Here is an 18,259-nt window from a genome sequence, read left to right as displayed (position 1 = left end):
CCCGCGAAGCCGGTGGCATCGTCGCTCTCGCGCCGATGCGGGTCCGTTCAGCTCGCGCGGCGCTTGAGCTTCCGGCGCTCGCGCTCGGACAGGCCACCCCAGATGCCGAACCGCTCATCGTTGTTGAGAGCGTATTCCAGGCACTCCCCGCGGACGTCGCACGACGTGCAGATCCGCTTGGCGTCCCTCGTCGATCCACCCTTCTCGGGGAAGAACGCCTCCGGGTCGGTCTGCGAGCAGAGAGCGTCGCTCTGCCAGGCGAGAGCGTTGTCGTCATCGCCGGCATCGGTGCGTCGAACCCCGGGAACACCGAGGTTGATCGGATCGACGAACCAGTTCTCCGGTACGTCTGAACGGTAACCCGTCATCTCGATCTCCAACCCTGTCTCCGCCCCCCGGCGGGCCGTGCGCATGACTAATTACACCCGTGTCATTCGCTCCGGTCAAGTCGCGGATCGTAAACCCTCAAGCGACTCTTGAAGGTTCATGGACCATCACCGGCGTGTCGGGATGCGGTGATCGGCCGCGGGGATCATCGCCCTGGACCAGCGATGAAGACCTCGCCCACGCCCGAGAGCGTGACGGTCGCCTCGTCCGCGTCGGCGAAGGCGACCGTGCCGACCGCGAGCACGAGTTCGTCCCCGGAGGCCGAAGAGACGGTGACCTCGCCCGCGGTGGCGAGCACCATCGTCGGCCCGGAGACGTCGAGGGTGAGGACGGCTCCGTCGACCACGACGCGCTCGAGGGCGAAGTCGGATACCGGAACGGGATACGGCGTGACCGGCCCCGCGCTCTCTGCGCGCAGCACCGGCACCTCCCCGGGAGTGGTGTCGAGGATGGCCAGGAGCTCGGGCACATCGATGCGCTTCGGCGTGAGGCCCCCGCGGAGCACGTTGTCGCTCGCGGCCATGATCTCGACGCCGAGCCCGGAGAGATAGGCGTGCAGCAGACCGGCGCGCAGGAACACGCCTTCTCCACGCGCGAGCACCACATGGTTCATGAGCAGCGCCACGACGACCCCCGGGTCCCCCGGGTACGTCTCCGCGACGTCGGCGATAGCGCGGAGCGTCGTGCTCCACTCCCCCGCCTCGCCCCGAGCCGCGGCCGTGACGATCGCGCCGATGATCTCGTCGACCTCGTCGTCCGCCTCACCGCCGAGCAGCCAGGCGATCACGTCGCGGAGGGCGTCGCCCTCGGCGCGCAGACGTGCGCGCAGCTGTCGGACCCCACGGCTGTCATCGAGCGCCTCGAGCAGAGAGAGCGTGTCGGGGACGGGACGCAGTCCGCTCAGCGACTCGAACCGATCGCTGAGCGCCACCAGGAGTTCGGGTTTGTGGTTGTCATCCCGATAGTTGCGCTGCGGGTCGTCGGCGTCGAGACCGCTCTCCCGCGCCCACCCCGCGCGCGCCTGCTCGATCGTCGGATGCACCTGGATCGAGAGCGGGCGTCCCGCCGCGAGCAGCTTGAGGAGGTAGGGAAGCGTGCCTCCCGTGACCTGATCGAGTGTGCCACCACCGGCGACGTCGGCGGGGTCACCGGGGTGATCGCCGAACCAGACCTCCGCCTCCGGAGCGCCGGTCGGTGTGCGTCCCTCGAGTCCGGCGAGGAGGGAGTCCGATCCCCAGGCGTAATCACGGGGCGTGTTGGTGAGGCTCAGCAGCATGCCACCAGCGTAGAGCCGCGTCGCCGCGTTCAGCGACGTCGGGAGCGCGGGGCGGTAGCCTGAACGCGATGGCCCAGTACACGAAGCATCCGGTGTCTGCCCCGCCCACCGCGCCGGAGCGCGAGTCGACGGGGCATCTCCTGCTGCGCGGGTATGCGATCATCGTGCTATTCGTCACCTTCGCCCACTCTGCCGTCTACAACCTGCTCGGGCCGGAGGGCGCCGCGATCACGCTCGCCGTCTTCACGCTGGCGACGCTCGGCATCGGCGTCCCGATGCTCGCCCGCAATCGCCCGCAGCCTTTCCGCTGGCGTCGCCTGCCCTGGACCGCGCTCGGCTACACGACCCTCGCGCTCGTATCCGTGGCCTGGTCGCAGTGGCGCGGGCCGACGCTCATCACCTGGGTCCTGCTCGCGTCCGTCACGGTCAACGCTCTCTTCATCGCCCACGTGCTCACCTGGCATGAGATCGTCCGCGCTCTCTCCTCCGCGTTCAAGTGGATCCTCGGCCTCTCCCTGGCGATCGAGCTCTGGGTCTCTCTGGTGCTTCATGGACCGCTGCTGCCGAACTTCCTCGAACTCCCGGACGGAAAGATCGATCCGCAGTGGTACTGGGTGCGCGACAACCTGTTCGACGGGGGCAGGATCCAGGGCATCGTCGGAAACGCGAATCTCCTGGCGATCATCTCGCTCTTCGCGATCATCACATTCGGAGTGCTGTTCGCCGCCAGAGCGCGGTGGCGCACGACGCTCGCCCTGTGGATGCTCCTCGCGGCGTACTTCCTGTTCCGTACGGCATCGGCCACCGCGATGGTGTGCGCAGCCGCCGTCGCGGTGGTCCTCGTCGTCGCACTCCTGATGCGCCGCGCCCGCACCCCCGGCGCACGCACGCGCATCTACATCGTGGCCATCGGCGGCGCGGCGATCGCGGCCCTGGGCGTCTGGCTGCTGCGCGAGCCGCTGCTCGGTCTCCTCGGCCGCAGCGCCGATCTGACCGGCCGTTCGGACAAGATCTGGACCAAGGTGCTGCAGCGCGCCGGCGAGCACCCGATCTTCGGCAACGGCTTCTCGAGCCCCTGGATCCCGACGGACCCCGCTTTCGACGAGTGGATCACCGACCACGGCATCACCGTGTTCCACGCGCACAACATGTGGTTGGACGTCCTGCTCCAGCTCGGTGTCGTCGGCGTTGTGCTCATGGCGGTCGCGTACGGCACGCTGCTGTGGCGCTCCTGGTTCTTCGCCGTCGACCGTCCCCGCTGGGATCTCGACGGCGCACGACCGTTCTCCCCGCTGACCCTGCTTCCCAGCCTGTTCACGGTGGTGCTGCTGGTGCAGGGCTTCTCCGAGTCCACCCCTATCATGCTGTGGGGGTGGATGCTCCTGGTGCTCCTGTCGTTCAAGCTCAAGTCGGTGCCGCTGGTCGGCGTCGGCGAGCGCGACCTCCTGTTCGAACGCGGCGCTCGGCAGCGGCGGGTGCCGTGACGCCGGCGCGCCCGATGGTCCGCCTGCTCGGATCGGTGGAGCTGGCTCGTGCGTTCACGCTCGCTGCCCTGACCGCGGTGTTCGGATCGTACGCGATCCGGCAGATGACTTCAGCCGTCACGCTGGCGACGATCATCGCGGCGCTGTGCCTGCTCGGCGCGGCGATCCTGTGGGTGCGCAGGGACGAGCTCTCCCTTCTGCGCATCGCGCCGTCGTCGCTGCTCGCATTCCTCGCGTGGGCCCTCGTGAGCGTCTTCTGGAGCACGGACAAGTCCGACACGATCTTCGGCTGGATGTCCCTGTTCGGCTATGCGTTCCTGGCGATCACGATCGGACACATCCGGGACACCCTCCAGACCGTGCGGGCGATCGGAGACACGCTGCGGGTGCTCCTCGCCGCCTCGCTCGCCGTGGAGATCCTGTCGGGCGTGCTTCTCGACCTGCCGTTCACATTCCTCGGCGTGCAGGGCGACCTCGCGGCGGGCGGCCCGATCCAGGGGCTGTTCGGCAGTCGCAACATGCTCGGGTTCATCGCGGTGATCGCACTGATCACGTTCGTGATCGAGTGGCGGACGCAATCGGTGAACGCACCACTCGCCGTGATCTCGATAGGGCTGGCGGGGTTCCTGGCGGTGCTCTCCTCCTCTCCGACCGTCCTGGTGCTCGCCGGCGCCGTGGGCGTCGTCACGGTGGCGCTCACGATCGTCCGGCATGCGCCTCCGGAACGACGGACGATCGTGCAATGGATGCTCGGGGTCGTGGTCACCCTCGCTCTCGCTGCCGGCTTCGCGCTGCGCCACCAGATCATCGCCCTGCTCGACGCCGGATCCGACTTCTCGCTCCGCGCCTCGCTGTGGAACACCATCCTGGACTTCGTCGCGGTGAAGCCGATCCAGGGCTGGGGCTGGTTCGGTGACTGGGCTCGCGGCGAATACCCGTTCACCTACATCAACTTCCAGCTCGACGATCGCCACCAGAGCGCGCTCAACGCGTTCTTCGACGTGCTCCTGCAACTCGGCGCCGCGGGCCTGGTGGTGTTCCTGCTCCTGGGCGGTGTCGCCCTGATCCGCTCCTGGCTCGTGGCGAGCACACGACGATCGGTCGTCTACGCGTGGACCCCGATCATGCTCGTGACCCTGGCGGTCGACTCGATGTTCGAGAGCTTCACGCTCGTCGGCGCCGGGTGGTTCATGCTCGTGCTGTGCGCCCTACGTGCCGGGCAATCGCGGTCGTGGCGCGAGAACATCGATGCGGCGCATACGGGCGCCATCCCGACGCTGCGTCCGCAGGAGTAGCCGGAGAGCGTCGTCAGCGCACCGAGGGAAGCTTCGCCGCCCAGGTGATCGCGTCGCGCACGCCGTCGTCCACAGAGCGCTCCGCACGCCAGTCCAGGACATCCGCCGCGCGATCGACGATCGCGAAGGCGCCCGCCTGGTCTCCGGGGCGGCGATCGGTGTCGATCGTGGGAAGGGGCTCACCGGTGACGCGCTCGAACGCCGCCACGAGCTCGCGGACGGTCACGCCCTCCCCTGTACCGATATTGATCACCTGGTAGGGCTCATCGGGTGTGGAGACGTCGTCGAACCTCTGGACAGCGGCCACGTGCGCGAGCGCGAGGTCCCAGACATGGATGTAGTCGCGCAGCCCTGAGCCGTCGCGGGTGGGCCAGTCGGTGCCCGTGATCGAGAACGGCTCGCCGGTCGCGCGGGCCCGCATGATCTTCCCCAGCGCGTGCGAGGGCAGGGGGTTCTGCAGGCCGGTACGCATCTGCGGATCGGCTCCGATCGGATTGAAGTAGCGGAGAGCGATCGCGCGGAAGTCGTCGTTCGTCGCCGCGTCCTTCAAGATCTGCTCGACCATGGCCTTTGTCGTGGCGTAGGGGCTGGACGGTGCGAGGGGGCTGTTCTCGTCGGCGCCCTGACCGCTCTCCCCCGCGTACACCGCCGCCGACGAGCTGAACACGATGCGGGAGATACCCGCGTCACGGAGTCGCTGGAGCAGCACGATGGTCCTGCCCACGTTGGTGTCGTAGTAGCCGAGGGGGTCGGTTACCGATTCGGCCACCACGATGCGGGCCGCGCAGTGGACGACAGCATCGATGTCGGGGTGATCCGAAAGGAGACGGGTCAGGATCTCCGGTTCGGCGATGTCGCCCTCATAGAGATCGCGCCCCTCACAGAACGCTCGAAGGCCCGTGGACAGGTCGTCGAGGATGACCACTTGCATCCCCGCCTCGATGCACGCGGTGGCGACAGTGGATCCGATGTATCCGGCGCCGCCGGTGATCAGTACCTTCATCGCAGCCAGTCTAACCATCGTCTCTCTGCGGCCGAGGTGAGCCTCTCCGCTGATCCCGAGGGAGCGGACGGTAGGCTACTCACTGCTCGTCATGTCCCGCATCGTCCCCGACGGTGACACGTGGTGACGGAGCCCTCAGCCCCCTGAACTGCCATCGATCTTCGAGGAGAAGGTATGACCGCGGCGCCCGCTGCATTCGATCCGAAAGCGGCGACGATCGTCGTCGTCACCTTCAACAGATCGCATCTGCTCACCGGACTTCTCACCAGCATCACGGCGATGGACCCGAAACCCGGGCGCGTCGTGATCATCGACAATGCCTCCTCCGACGACACGACCGACGTGGTCGAATCCTTCCGCGACACCATCGGCACCGAGGTGGTGTATCGCCGCTTGGAGACCAACACGGGAGGCTCCGGCGGGTTCAGCGAAGGCATGCGCACCGCGTATGAGCTCGGCTCCGAGTGGATCTGGATGATGGACGACGATGTCGAGGTCGTTCCGGACGGTCTCGCGAAGATGGGCAAGTGGGCCCCTCGTTTCAAGAGCATCCAGGGTCGCCGCTACGACTACGACGGCAGCGAGTTCTACTGGCAGTACCGCATCGCGGAGCGCATGGGCATCCCGATCCCCTTCGCTCCCTCGGGCTTCGACGACTCCGGCTTCAAGGAGATGAACAGCGGTTGCTTCGAAGGCATGTTCATCCACCGATCGATCGTGAAGCAGATCGGCCTGCCCGACCACCGCTTCTTCATCTACTGGGATGACCAGATGTACGGGTGGCTGGCCTCGCGAAAGACCACGGCCGTCATCGTCGACGAGTTCGTGCTGCGCCGCACACGCGAGATCAAGCAGTGGGACATGGGCATCCGCCACATGAACGCCTCGAGCAACGCCTACCGCTTCTACATCATGCGCAATCGCGCCTACATCAAGCACTACTACCGCGCGCACGACAACTACAACCCCGTGCTGTTCGGACTCGGCACCGGGATGACCTTCGCGAAGGAACTCATCCGCCTCTTCTTCGTCGAGCGCACCGTCCGCGGCACGAGCAACCTGTTCCGCGGGCTCAAGGAAGGCCGCAAGATCAGCCGCGACCGCTCCTGGAAGCCCATGCCCGCGCTGGAAGACGCCTCATGAGTGAGCCGTCCCCCGAGCTCCGGTGGGCACCGATCGAACCGAAGCCGAGGAACAGGGGCCGAATCTGGCTGATCGTCGGCCTCGCGATCGCCGGGCTGGCGGTCCTCGCCATTCTGCTGATCCTCCTTCTCCCGCGCGGCGAGAGCCCGACGCCTGGAGTCAGCGGATCTCCCAGCCCAGCGGCGACGGCATCGCCGGACCCGTCATCGACGACCACACCGTCGAGCTCTCCCACGCGCACGCCGGAGATCACTCCCCCCGCGCCGACCGACCCGAGCCTTGAGAATTTCCGTGCTCAGGTGGGCGGATGGCTGGGCGCCGCCGATCGCGGTCTCGATATCGTTTCCAGCTCAGATGCGCAGGATGCGGTGTCGGTGATCGACAGCCTCCAGATGGATGCGCAGCGCTTGTCGGATGCGCGACCGCCGGCCTCGATCGACCAGATGTGGCGCGATGGCGTCACCGCCTACGGTCAGACGCTGTCAGATCTGCGCACGGCCGCCTCTGCCGGAAACGAGACGAAGGCGGCTGTCGCCGCAGCCCGAGCCTCCGCCCACGAACTTCAGTCCCTCCTGGGTCTGTGAGCGGAAGAACAATACGGAAGGGCAATAATGCACAACGTCGTACTCACCGTCGATGTCGATTGGGCACCCGATTGGGCGATGAAACAGTTACTGGATGTACTCGTGGAGGCTGAGACACCGTCGACGTGGTTCGTCACGCATGAATCTCCGATGCTCGACGTTCTGCGTGAGCACCCGACACTCGTCGAGATCGGCGTTCACCCAAACTTCCTCCCGGGCTCCAGCCACGGCGAGAGCCCCGAGGAGGTCATCAGCGAGTGTCTTCGCTTCGCCCCCGAAGCGCGCACGATGAGGACCCATTGCCTCGTGCAATCGACCCCGATCCTGCAGACGGTCGTGGACGCGAGCCCCATCAGTGTCGACGCAAGCGTCTACCTGCGAGACCTCAGCGGGGTTTCTCCTTCGACGCTGCCTCTGGACCATGGACGCAGCCTGACTCGATTCGCTTACGTCTGGGAGGACGACCTCGAGTTCTTCGCTGAGCAACCCCGCTGGGACGGGCCCCGCTTCATCACGGATCGCGGTACGTCGGATGAGATTACGATCATCGATGTCCACCCGATCCACTTCGCTCTCAACAGCGCGAGCGTCGGCCCGTATGAGCGCCTCAAAGCCGCCCTGGGCAACATGCGCAACGTGACGGAAGCTGACGCCGCCGAGTTCAGAGGCACGGCCCCTGGGGCGCGCACTTTCATCCAGTCGATGCTGGAGGCCAAGAACACGCTCGATGCCGAGTTCACGACGCTGTGGAGCCTGGCCGAGTCGAAACGACTCACAGACGCACGCTGAGGTGAACGAAGAGACCCACGCGCACGGTTCGTCGAACGCGGGCCGATCCCCGGTTCGATGAATCGTGCGCGTGGGTCGCGCAGGAACCTCAGATGCGGCGCTGCCTGACGACGGCACCCGCAATGGTCAGCCCAACTCCGAACCCGAGGAATCCGATCGTCGACTCATCACCCGAAGCGTCCGCAAGCTGGAACGGGATGGAGCTCTGAACCACGTTGCCGTAGCCTGCGGAGCGGAAGAGACTGCCTTGCTCTGCGTTCAGGACCTTCTCGACGGCGGTGACCACAGTTCTCGATCCCTGATGCACATACCACGAGACATCATCGAGCGAACCGGCCTGGTCGGTCAGGTCCTGGACGACCTCGGCGATGTTGCGCAGCACGAACGTGTAGACCGCTCCACCATTCATCGTGAGATGCCCCGACTCGCGGAGCGCATCAGGTGTGATGCAGAGGTCCGCTGCGTGGCCTCCCTCGGATCGGAAGGTCGAAGCGATGATCTCCCACTCGTGTGCGACGACACCGTCCGGAACGTTGGACAGAGGCGCGCCGCTCACGATGAGCACGCTTGCTCCGTCCGAGAACAACGGCGAGACTTTGAGCTCCGACGGGTCGTAGAGCTTCGTGTAGGTGTCAGCGGCGACAAGAAGCACGGTACGCGCGAGCCCCGCGGCGATAATCGCGTCGACGACGGCCAGTGCGCGGACGAATCCGGTGCACGCGTCATTGATGTCGAGGACGAACGTCTCCTTCTTGAGATCGAGCCGCGCCTGAAGGAGATGTGCGTTGCCCGGGGCCGTCAAGACACTCGTCGACGAGACATGCACGAGTCCGTCGACCGCGTCCCGCCACCAACCATCGTCGATCTTCTCGATCGACTCGACGGCAAGATCCATGGCCGAGACGTCGTCCGGTGTGGCGTACAACGTGTGGAACCCGGTCTTGTCCATGAAGTCAGGGCGCACCGGGCCGTACTGTTCGAGAAGCTCGGCGACATCGATCCTCTCGGAACCAAGCGCGGTCGAAGGCCCGTAGACCCAGAGCTTACTCAATGAAGCCCTCTGTCCTGAGGATGCCCGCGAGCTCGTCGAAATCCTTGAACGAGGCGAGCGCGTCGATGTCGCTCACGCCGTCGCCGAGGTGGTCGTGGAGGTGCGTGGTGATCTCGAGCTGGTCGAGGGAGTCCCAGAGACGATCGCTGGGAGCACCGTCGGGCTGCACACCGCCGAGCGCCTCATCGATGAGCGACTTAAGTTCCGCAGATGACATCACGACGGCTGACTCCTCTCAGGCATCGAACTTCTCGACGCACGACACAAAGTATATCCCTCGGGACTCTCAGAGAGGCGTCGAGGGCCGAATAGAATCACTTAGATGATCACTCACGACGACCTCCGCCGCGCTACCGACATAGAAGCCGCAGAGCCATTCGAAGTTGCCGGGCTGGATATGGCAGGCACGGATCCCGGTCGGTCGATTCTCAGCTTCATCGACGACGCCCGCTTCCTGCCGGAGGCCGCAGCCAACCCTGCCCTCCGCGTCCTCCTGGTCGCGACGCCGCTGGAGACGGATGCACGGGCGGTTCTTCACGACGTGGTGATCGTCGTCACCGACGATCCCCGGTGGGCGTTCTACTCACTGCACAATCAGGTCGCGCTGACCTCGACGCTCGAGACGGAACCCAGTGTCATCGCGGACAGCGCCTCGATCCATCCGACAGCGTTCGTCGACCCCATCGGCGTCGAGATCGGCGCGAACGTGATCATCGAGGCCAACGCGACCGTTCTGCGGTCGGCCCGGATCGGCGCCAACGCCGTGATCAGGGCGGGCGCAGTGATCGGCACCAGCGGATTCGAGCACAAGCGAACGAGCCGCGGCGTGTTGAGCGTCGTCCACGACGGGGAGACGGTCATCGGCGAAGGGTCCGAGATCGGGTCGCTCACGGTTGTGGGACGTGGCTTCTCTCGTCGCCACACTCGCCTCGGCGCAGACTGTCGCATCGATTGCAACGTGATGATCGCCCACGGCAGCCAGCTCGGGGAACGCGTGTTCGTTGCCGCGGGTGCGGTCCTGGCAGGAAGCACAGCAGTCGGAGATGACGTCTGGGTCGGCCCCAACGCGACGCTCATCGACCGGGTCCGGGTCGGCGCGGGTGCACGTATCGGAATCGGGAGCGTGGTCTTTCGCGAGGTATCTGCCGGCGACCAGGTCCTCGGCAACCCCGCGCGGGTGGTCGCCCGCTCTTAGCGGGCAGACGTGGTTGCTGTCGGCACGGCAACCACGTTCACGCCGGCTGTCCGGCCTACCCGGCGCGGTTCGAGCGTGAACCCGTCTGAATCGGTTCCTCCGCGAGCTCCTTCAAGACCTCGAGGTGGCGCCCGGCGACGGCATCGATGGTGAAGTTCTGGTCGATGAACGCCTGAGCATTCATCGACACGGCCTCGCGCGTCGCTTCGGGGTTGTCGAGAATCTGATTGATCAGAGCGGCCAGCGCCACGGGATCGGCTCCGGGATCCTTCGAACTCACGGGCGGAACGATGAACAGTTCTCGCCCGCTCTCCACGACGAGATCGAGGAAGTTGTCCGGCTCGATCGCCGCGATCACGGGGATACCGGATGCGAGCGCTTCGAGGCTCGCTGTCCCGAACCCACCACCTTCGAGTTCGTGGACTTCGATCTCCGCCGCAGCGAGATAGTCGGGCACCTCTGCCTGAGGCAGAGCGCCCAGCGCGACGACGGCGTGCTCGACATCGAGCTCAGCCGCGATCTTCAGGAACTCATCGTGGTAGACCCCGCCGACGACCACGACCAGGGTGTCGGGGTGCTCGACGAGGATCTGCGGCAGAGCGCGAACGAGCGCGATGCGGCTCCGTTGCGGAATCACGTGTCCGATCGAGACGATGATGCGTTTGCCCGGCTGCCCCAGCTTCGCGATCGCGACGGAGGCATCCCCGCCTCGCATGACGGCGGGATCGATACCCACCGGAATGTTCACCTTTCCACTGATACAGCGCGCGTACCGCTTGTCGATGTAGCGATCCATCAGGATGTCCATCACCACGAGCTTCGGCCGATGGACCCGCATGAGAGGAGCGACGAGCATCCGGTCGGCGGCCCCGTAGACGAACGAGTTGAACTTGCTCAACGGGCTTTCCAGCCGGGTGTGAATGCTCAGGAGGGTGGGCACACGTCGCTTTCTCGCCCACCATCCACTGAGCCAGGTGAGGTCGAAGAACTGCCCGTGCTGGTGGACGACGTCGGGCGCGAACGCATCGAGCAGTTCGAACACACGACGCTTCGCGCTCGGGGAAGAGACGAACCCGATGTCGAAGTTCGCGGCGAACCGCGTCTTGGGCAGGGTCCAGGCGGGAATCCGCACGATCCTTATCCCGTCCTTCGTCTCTTCCCGCGGCGCCTCGCCGTATGTCGCGGTGAGCACGAGGACCTCGTGCCCGGCTGCTGCATACTTCTTCGCAAGGTGCTGAGCGAGATGCGCCGAGCCACCAGGGCGAGGCGGGAAGAAGTTGTTTACGACTGCAATTCTCATGCCCAGTCCATTTCGATACGTGCGACCGCGGGAATCCGCGCACAGCTGACCAGCCTAACAAGACTCCGGCTGGGGACATCTCACCCCGAGTGGTCCGCGTTGTACATGTCGAGGACTTCGCCGATCGAGGCGTCGAGGACGAGCGCACCCTTGTCGAGGTAGAGTCCCCGAGTGCAGAACCTCCGAAGGTCGCGCTCGTTGTGGCTCACGAAGAAAAGCGTGCGCCCGTCTGCCAGCAACTCGTCTATGCGCGTGTAGCACTTCTCACGGAAAGCCTTGTCGCCCACCGCCAGCACCTCGTCGACGAGCAGGATGGGCTCGTCGAGCTGCGAGACGACGGCGAAGGCGAGTCGGACCTTCATCCCGTTGGAGAGATGCTTGTAAGGCGTGTCCTCGAATCCAGCGAGCTCGGCGAACTCGATGATGCCGTCATAGCGTCGACTCACCTCTTCGCGTGACATCCCGTGCAGACCCGAGGTCAGACGCACGTTCTCCCGAACCGTGAGATCTCCGACGAACCCCCCGGTGATCTCGATGAGCGGAGCCACTCCGCCGTTCACCTCGACCGTGCCCTCGTCCGGCAGAAGCACCTTCGCGACCAGACGGAGGAGAGTGGACTTCCCCTGACCGTTGCGCCCGACGACACCGATCGACTCCCCCGGTTCGACCGAGAACGTCACGTCGCGGAGTGCCCAGAACTCACCCGGGCGCGAACGCCGAGAAGCACCGGCGAAGAGATCCTTGAAGCTGCGGCTGCCGCGCCTGTTGCGACGGAAGTGGACGCCGAGCCCCCGCACTTCGATGGCCGCGCCCATCACAGCTCCTTCAGGACGGGTCGTTCCAGGCTCCGGAATGTCCAGATGCCCAGTCCGAGGATCAACAGACTCATGACGACGCTGATGGTCAGGGTGAACGGGTTCCATTGATCAGGGAAGAAAGGCATGCGATAGAGCATCATGATTCCCGCAAGAGGGTTGAATGCCCCGAGCGTCTGGAAGATGCCGGGAAGATCGGTGACGTTGTAGATGATCGGTGTCGCATAGAACATCGCGCGCAGAACCAGTGCCGTCGTGCGTTCGAGGTCGACGAAGAGCACGCAGAGCGGGGCAATGAGCAGGCCCAACCCGACGAGGAGAACGGTCTGCAGAATCATCGCCACCGGCATCCACAGGATGCCCCAGCCGACGTGCACGGTTCGCCCCGGATCCAGCTCGACGAACAGGTTCACGACGATGAAGAGCACCAGTACCGGCAGCGAGAACAAGTACTCGATGCCCTTGCTGAGCACGATCCGATTCACCCAGATCGAGCGCGGGATGGCGGTGGAGCGCACCAGCCGGGCGTCCTTCTTGAACGCACGGGTGAAGTCGGACACCGAAGCGTTGAACCACACCCACGGGAGCAGCGCGCTGATCAGGAAGATGATGTAGGGCTCTTCGCCGACGTCGCGGTTGAACACCTGTGTGAACACGAACCAGTAGATCGCACTCATCACGAGCGGATCCAGCACCGACCACAGATACCCGAGGAGGCTGGTCGAGTAGCGGACCTTCAGGTCACGGGACGACAGCAGCCACAACGAATGCAGATATCGCCGGGGCGTCCCGGGCGCCCCGACAGCAGCGTGACTCACGATGTCGAGTCTACGAGAGACTGTTGTTCCACATCGACAGCGCCGAGCCGATGGCCATGTGCATGTCGAGGTACTGGTAGGTGCCGAGGCGTCCGCCGAAGTGGACACCCGTCTCGCCCTTGGCGAGCTCACGGTACGCGAGGAGGCCGCCCCTGTCAGCCGCCGTGTTCACCGGGTAGTACGGCTCGTCGTCACGGCTCGCGAAGCGCGAGAACTCGCGCATGATCACCGTTCGGTCGGAGTCGTAGACGTCCTTGCGCTCCGGATGGAAGTGCTTGAACTCGTGGATTCGGGTATACGGCACATCCATATCGGGGTAGTTCATCACACTGGTGCCCTGGAAGTCGCCGACGTCGAGGACTTCCTGCTCGAAGTCGAGGGTCCGCCAGCTCAGAGCACCCTCCGCATAACCGAAGTAGCGGTCGACGGGCCCCGTGTACACGATGGGCACCTGTCCGACCGTGGCCTTCTTGTTGAACGGCTGCGACTCGTCGAAGAAGTCGACCTCCAACTGCACGTCGATGTTCGGGTGATCGGCCATCCGCTCGAGCCACGCCGTGTAGCCGTTCGTAGGCAGCCCCTCCCAAGTGTCGTTGAAGTAGCGGTTGTCGTAGGTGTAGCGCACGGGGAGGCGGCTGACGATGTCGCCGGAGAGCTTCTGAGGATCGGTCTGCCACTGCTTCGCGGTGTAGTCGCGGAAGAACGCCTCGAACAGCGGGCGCCCGACGAGCGCGATGCCCTTCTCTTCGAAATTGGCAGCCGTCTTCACATCGAATTCGCCTGCCTGCTCCCTTATCAATGCACGAGCCTGATCGGGTGTGTACGCGGATTGGAAGAATTGATTGATCGTGCCGAGGTTCACCGGCATCGGGAAGACCGTGCCCTTGTGCGTGCTGTAGACGCGATGCACGTAGTTCGTGAATGAGGTGAAGCGGTTGACGTACTCCCACACCGTCGGATTCGACGTGTGGAAGAGGTGCGCTCCGTAGCGGTGGACCTCGATCCCTGTCTCGGGCTCTGCCTCGCTGTAGGCGTTGCCACCGATGTGAGGACGTCTGTCGATGACCGTCACCTGACGGCCGGCCTCGGCAGCGCGTTCCGCGACGGTGAGGCCGAAGAAGCCCGAACCGACTACGAGGAGATCCAATGTAGACACGTCAGTTTCCCAGTCTTGATCGAAGTGTGAGGGTCAGACAGCGAGCGCCGCGTCAGCCGAGCAGCCGGGACAGGACATCGTCGAATGCTGTGCCGTCCCGATAGCGGCGATCGAGATCCTCGGCATCAGCGTTCGCGATGCCGGAACGTTGCATGCCGACCACGTTCGCACCCACGACCCGCGCGGGCACGCCGTAGACCTTGGCGAAGGCGGGAACATCGGCGGTCACGACCGAACCCATTCCCACCATCGCTCCCACGCCCACGGTGCGGAACTGATGAACCGCCACGCCCAGACCGAGGTTCGCCCGCTCGCCGACCGTGACGTGACCTGCGAGCAACACGCTGGACGCGAGCGTCACGCCGTTCCCGATGTTGCCGTCATGCGCGACGTACACCTGGTTCATGATGAAGGCGCCGTCGCCGATCTCGGTCGGTCGCTGGGAACCCTGATGGACCTGCGCCGCCTCGCGGATGACGTTCTGCGACCCGATCAGAAGGCCAGCTCCATACGAATCCTCCTCGTCGCGAGGATGGGCGAACGATCTGACCTCCGGCGGTGCGCCGAGGACGACACCCGCACCGATCCAGTTGTCGTCGCCGAGGCGCACCCCGGGATGGATGACGACCCCGGGCCCGACGACGTTTCCGCTGCCGAGTTCGACCCCGCGGGAAACATGTGCGCTCGGATGGATCGTGTTCACGAGGAGGAATCCTTCTTCACGGCTGCGTCATCCTCGCCGCGCACAGGCGCTGCAGGGTGCTCATGTGAGGGAGCTTCGTGCTCCCCGCTCAGGTCGAGGGTGCTGATCGACCCTTCGTCACGTAGTCGACGGCGCATGATGATGACGAAGAGCACCGCGACCCCGGCCGCTGCCACGTCGCCGACGGTGAACATCATCCGCGACACGGCGCTCACGGCGGCCGCCTGCGGGACGGTGACGATCGTCGCCATCGCTGCGACGAGCACGGCCTCGCGCACCCCGATCCCCGACGGAAGGATGAAGGCGAACAGGCTGAGCGAGAACCCGATCGCCATCGCACCCGTCAACAACACCACGGTCTGCGGGTCGGGATCCGCCAGGGAGTTGACCAGCAATGTCAGATGCAAGCCGTAGCAGATGTACGACCCGATGGAGGTGCTGAGGGCGATGAGCACCGTCGACACCTTGACCCGATGATCGAGCGGCGGTCGCCGGAACAGTTTCAGAACGAGGGAAGCTAACCAGGTCATCACTGCGGGATGCAGGCAGATCAGCCCGACCGGAAGCAGTGCGAACAACCACAGCAACTCGGGCTGCTCCTGGGAGAGCAGCGGAACGGCCAGCGCGCCGAGGATGAGGGAGGCCACCACGCCGACGCCCGCAGAGTAGAGAGCGGTGATGAGCACGCGCGGCCTCGAGACGTTGTACTGGCGCCCGAGTTCCATCTGCATGACGTACGACCACACCGATCCCGGCACGTACTTCCCGAGTTGTCCGACCAGGAGGATCTGGGCCGCTCGAAGAAATGGCACCCTGTCCTCACCGAGACCGTTCAGGATGGCGATCCAACTGATCGTGCCGAGCGCGAGGCCTGCGAGCACGAGCAGGAACGACAGAACAGCAGACTGCCAGGCGATCAGCTTGATGGCGGCCGAGACCTCGTCCCACTGCGAGATGAGATAGTACGCAGCAAACCCGAGGACCAGTGCCAGCAGCACATAGCGCAGGATCAGAAGCACCCAGGAGCGGGCGCTGCGGGATTCAGCGATGAGGATTCCCTCTTTCTTTGCAAGCAAGGCGGTGACGCCGGACATATGGGCTTCCGCCGTGTGAACTGGGGGCACGGTCACTCGACGTTATGCTGGTCTGGTTCACGTTCATCCAGATGAGTAGGTCTCATGATACCAATCACCGTCGTCGAGTTCGGAGCCGAGGAAGAGCGTCTCGTGCTCGAGGTCCTCCGCTCCGGTCGAGTCGCCCAGGGTCCGCTCGTCGCGGAGTTCGAGAAGCGCTTCGCCGAACTCACGGGCGTTCGACACGCGATCGCGGTGAACAACGGCACTACTTCGCTCATCGCATCCCTGCAGTGCCTCGACCTCGAGCCCGGCGACGAGGTCATCACGAGCCCCTTCACCTTCGCGGCGACACTGAACGCGATCCTTGAGGCCGGCGCGACCGCACGCTTCGCGGACATCTCCGAGGAAGACTTCAACATCACGGCTGCCTCGATCGAGTCGCGCCTGAGCGACCGCACCAAGGTGATCATGCCCGTCCACATCTTCGGCCAGATCGCCGAGATGGAAGCCATCTCCGGCATCGCGAGAGACCGCGGCCTCCGAATCCTCGAGGACGCAGCACAGGCCCACGGAAGCAAGCTCGGCGACCAGGCGGCCGGCAGCTACGACATCGGCTCGTTCTCCTTCTACGCGACGAAGAACCTGACCACCGGCGAAGGCGGGATGGTCACCACGAACGATGACGAACTCGCCGACCGCCTGCGCATCCTCCGCAACCAGGGGATGCGCGCCCGCTACGACTACGCCATGCTCGGCCAGAACTATCGTCTGACCGACCTCCAGGCGGCTCTGGTGCTGCCGCAGCTCGATCGCTACGACGGCATCGTCGAGACGCGCAGCGACAATGCCGCGTACCTCAGCGCCGGTCTCGCCGACGTCAAGGGGGTCATCACCCCTGGAGAGCTTCCCGGTCGCCGACACGTGTGGCACCAGTACACGATTCGTGTCACTCCCGACGCTGCGGTGACGCGAGACGAGTTCGTCGAGCGAATGAACGACGCGGGAATCGGCGCGGGCGTGTACTACCCGAGACTCGTGTTCGACTACGACGCATACCGCAACCGCCCCGATGTGGTGATCGAGCCGACGCCGGTCGCGGAGATGCTCGCGGCCCAGGTCGTCTCACTCCCCGTGCACAATCACCTGACACGCGAGCAGCTCGACACCATCATCGCAACAGTCCGCACCGTCGCTGAAGGAGAGTCATGAGCCAGCCTCGTATTGCACTCGTCGGAGCCGGCACGATGGGGTCGTATCACGCCCGCGTCGTCGCCTCCTCCGATCGGGCCTCGTTGGCGCGAGTGATCGACGGCCGACGCTCCGTCGGCGAGGCAGTCGCAACGAAGTACGACTCCGAGTGGGCACCCGAGCTGGGCGACCTCGACGACATTGATGCTGTGATCGTCGCCGCGTCCACCGAGTCGCACGACGCCCTCGCCCGACAGGTCCTGGCTGCAGGCAAGCCCCTCCTCGTCGAGAAACCGGTCGTCAACGGCTACGAGCGCACGCAGGAAATCCTCGCTCTCTCGGAAGCCGCCGGCGTGCCGATCTTGTGCGGTCTGCTCGAGCGGTTCAATCCCGCTGTTCTCACCGCTCGCCACCTGATCAACGAACCGTTGCACGTCACCTCCGTGCGCCACTCCCCCTACGCCCCGCGCATTCGAACCGGTGTCGCATGGGATCTCCTCATCCACGACGCCGACCTGGCGATCAGCCTGCTGGGTGGAGAACCCACCAAGATCGAGGGAAGCCTCGGCTACTTCCACCCGGACTCCGAGTCCGGCGCGGAGGATGTCGCGACGGCTACGCTCGGGTTCAGCGGAGGTCAGGTCGCACAGTTGTCAGCAAGCCGTATCGGCCAGCGCAAGGAACGGAGCCTGCTGATCCACGAACTCGATCGTCTGGTGGAGATCGACCTCCTTCGTCGCGACGTCACCGTCTACCGGCATGTCTCAGCAGATGCCGTAGACGTGGACGGACGGGGTTACCGCCAGCAGACAACGATCGACATTCCCGAACTCGTGACCTCGCGAGAGCCGCTCGCGGCGCAGTTCGACCACTTCGTCGACCTCGTGAACGGAGACGCCGACGCCGACGCCGAGCGAAGCTCGATCGCTCCCGCGCACATGGTGATCGCTGCCCTTCTCGCAGGCCGTGGGTAAGGATCTCCCGAGAAGAGGCGTC

19 protein-coding genes are annotated in these 18,259 nt (G+C 65.2%); 8 read left to right on the top strand and 11 right to left on the bottom strand.

Going from position 1 to position 18,259, the window contains the following annotated elements:
• Positions 1–47 precede the first annotated feature (47 nt).
• Positions 48–368 (bottom strand): WhiB family transcriptional regulator, encoded by a 321-nt coding sequence (locus L687_RS31685; protein WP_081859749.1) that lies wholly within the window; start codon positions 366–368, stop codon positions 48–50.
• 164 nt (positions 369–532) lie between these two features.
• Positions 533–1,663: a mannose-6-phosphate isomerase, class I gene (gene manA / locus L687_RS31680; RefSeq protein WP_021199828.1), complete on the bottom strand. Its 1,131-nt coding sequence runs from the start codon at positions 1,661–1,663 to the stop codon at positions 533–535.
• A gap of 68 nt (positions 1,664–1,731) precedes the next feature.
• Here manA and L687_RS31675 point away from each other — a divergent pair, with 68 nt between their 5' ends.
• Both L687_RS31675 and L687_RS31670 read left to right on the top strand, forming a co-directional pair.
• Positions 1,732–3,147, top strand: a complete 1,416-nt coding sequence (locus tag L687_RS31675; RefSeq protein ID WP_021199827.1) for an O-antigen ligase family protein — start codon at positions 1,732–1,734, stop codon at positions 3,145–3,147.
• Entirely contained in the window at positions 3,144–4,442 is a 1,299-nt protein-coding gene (locus L687_RS31670; protein WP_021199826.1) for an O-antigen ligase family protein, read from the top strand. Before L687_RS31675 ends, L687_RS31670 begins: the two co-directional genes overlap by 4 nt.
• Before the next feature lie 13 nt (positions 4,443–4,455).
• Here L687_RS31670 and galE read toward each other — a convergent pair whose 3' ends face one another.
• A complete protein-coding gene (gene galE, locus L687_RS31665; protein ID WP_021199825.1) occupies positions 4,456–5,445 on the bottom strand; it encodes a UDP-glucose 4-epimerase GalE in 990 nt (329 codons plus the stop codon).
• A gap of 174 nt (positions 5,446–5,619) precedes the next feature.
• Between galE and L687_RS31660 the strand changes: the two genes are divergently transcribed.
• The 3 genes from L687_RS31660 to L687_RS41875 are packed head-to-tail and all read left to right on the top strand — an operon-like array spanning position 5,620 to position 7,961.
• Complete coding sequence (locus L687_RS31660; protein WP_021199824.1) at positions 5,620–6,588, top strand: glycosyltransferase family 2 protein; 969 nt, start codon at positions 5,620–5,622, stop codon at positions 6,586–6,588.
• Positions 6,585–7,172: a hypothetical protein gene (locus L687_RS31655; protein WP_021199823.1), complete on the top strand. Its 588-nt coding sequence runs from the start codon at positions 6,585–6,587 to the stop codon at positions 7,170–7,172. Before L687_RS31660 ends, L687_RS31655 begins: the two co-directional genes overlap by 4 nt.
• A gap of 27 nt (positions 7,173–7,199) precedes the next feature.
• Complete coding sequence (locus L687_RS41875) at positions 7,200–7,961, top strand: polysaccharide deacetylase WbmS family protein (protein WP_021199822.1); 762 nt, start codon at positions 7,200–7,202, stop codon at positions 7,959–7,961.
• 88 nt (positions 7,962–8,049) lie between these two features.
• Here the strand turns inward: L687_RS41875 and L687_RS31645 are convergent, their stop codons facing one another.
• Both L687_RS31645 and L687_RS31640 read right to left on the bottom strand, forming a co-directional pair.
• Positions 8,050–9,012, bottom strand: a complete 963-nt coding sequence (locus tag L687_RS31645) for a 3-oxoacyl-ACP synthase III family protein (protein WP_021199821.1) — start codon at positions 9,010–9,012, stop codon at positions 8,050–8,052.
• On the bottom strand, positions 9,005–9,232 hold the full coding sequence (locus L687_RS31640; RefSeq protein ID WP_152525884.1) for a hypothetical protein: 228 nt from the start codon (positions 9,230–9,232) through the stop codon (positions 9,005–9,007). Before L687_RS31640 ends, L687_RS31645 begins: the two co-directional genes overlap by 8 nt.
• Positions 9,233–9,334: 102 nt before the next feature.
• Here L687_RS31640 and L687_RS31635 point away from each other — a divergent pair, with 102 nt between their 5' ends.
• The gene (locus L687_RS31635; RefSeq protein WP_152525883.1) at positions 9,335–10,207 is read left to right on the top strand and encodes a hypothetical protein; all 873 of its coding nucleotides are present in this window, start codon (positions 9,335–9,337) and stop codon (positions 10,205–10,207) included.
• A gap of 55 nt (positions 10,208–10,262) precedes the next feature.
• On the opposite strand, the gene L687_RS31630 is transcribed toward L687_RS31635, so the two are convergent.
• The 6 genes from L687_RS31630 to L687_RS31605 form a co-directional block, all read right to left on the bottom strand.
• On the bottom strand, positions 10,263–11,507 hold the full coding sequence (locus tag L687_RS31630; RefSeq protein ID WP_046398942.1) for a glycosyltransferase family 4 protein: 1,245 nt from the start codon (positions 11,505–11,507) through the stop codon (positions 10,263–10,265).
• Between the two features lie 80 nt (positions 11,508–11,587).
• Complete coding sequence (locus tag L687_RS31625) at positions 11,588–12,322, bottom strand: ABC transporter ATP-binding protein (RefSeq protein ID WP_021199817.1); 735 nt, start codon at positions 12,320–12,322, stop codon at positions 11,588–11,590.
• Positions 12,322–13,140, bottom strand: a complete 819-nt coding sequence (locus L687_RS31620) for an ABC transporter permease (RefSeq protein ID WP_031207347.1) — start codon at positions 13,138–13,140, stop codon at positions 12,322–12,324. The genes L687_RS31625 and L687_RS31620 overlap by 1 nt, the downstream gene beginning before the upstream one ends.
• Positions 13,141–13,150: 10 nt before the next feature.
• Complete coding sequence (gene glf / locus L687_RS31615) at positions 13,151–14,287, bottom strand: UDP-galactopyranose mutase (protein WP_021199815.1); 1,137 nt, start codon at positions 14,285–14,287, stop codon at positions 13,151–13,153.
• A 61-nt stretch (positions 14,288–14,348) separates the two neighbouring features.
• On the bottom strand, positions 14,349–14,999 hold the full coding sequence (locus tag L687_RS31610) for a hypothetical protein (protein ID WP_021199814.1): 651 nt from the start codon (positions 14,997–14,999) through the stop codon (positions 14,349–14,351).
• Positions 14,996–16,093 carry a lysylphosphatidylglycerol synthase domain-containing protein gene (locus tag L687_RS31605; RefSeq protein WP_021199813.1) on the bottom strand — a complete coding sequence of 366 codons (1,098 nt, stop codon included), beginning with the start codon at positions 16,091–16,093 and terminating at the stop codon, positions 14,996–14,998. Before L687_RS31605 ends, L687_RS31610 begins: the two co-directional genes overlap by 4 nt.
• 84 nt (positions 16,094–16,177) lie before the next feature.
• On the opposite strand from L687_RS31605, the gene L687_RS31600 reads away from it, so the two are divergent.
• Positions 16,178–17,284 carry a DegT/DnrJ/EryC1/StrS family aminotransferase gene (locus L687_RS31600; RefSeq protein ID WP_021199812.1) on the top strand — a complete coding sequence of 369 codons (1,107 nt, stop codon included), beginning with the start codon at positions 16,178–16,180 and terminating at the stop codon, positions 17,282–17,284.
• Complete coding sequence (locus tag L687_RS31595) at positions 17,281–18,237, top strand: Gfo/Idh/MocA family protein (RefSeq protein ID WP_021199811.1); 957 nt, start codon at positions 17,281–17,283, stop codon at positions 18,235–18,237. Before L687_RS31600 ends, L687_RS31595 begins: the two co-directional genes overlap by 4 nt.
• Positions 18,238–18,259: the final 22 nt, after the last annotated feature.

This window comes from Microbacterium maritypicum MF109 (assembly GCF_000455825.1).
Taxonomy (GTDB): Bacteria; Actinomycetota; Actinomycetes; order Actinomycetales; family Microbacteriaceae; genus Microbacterium; species Microbacterium maritypicum_A.
This window is presented reverse-complemented; position numbering and strand designations above follow the sequence as displayed.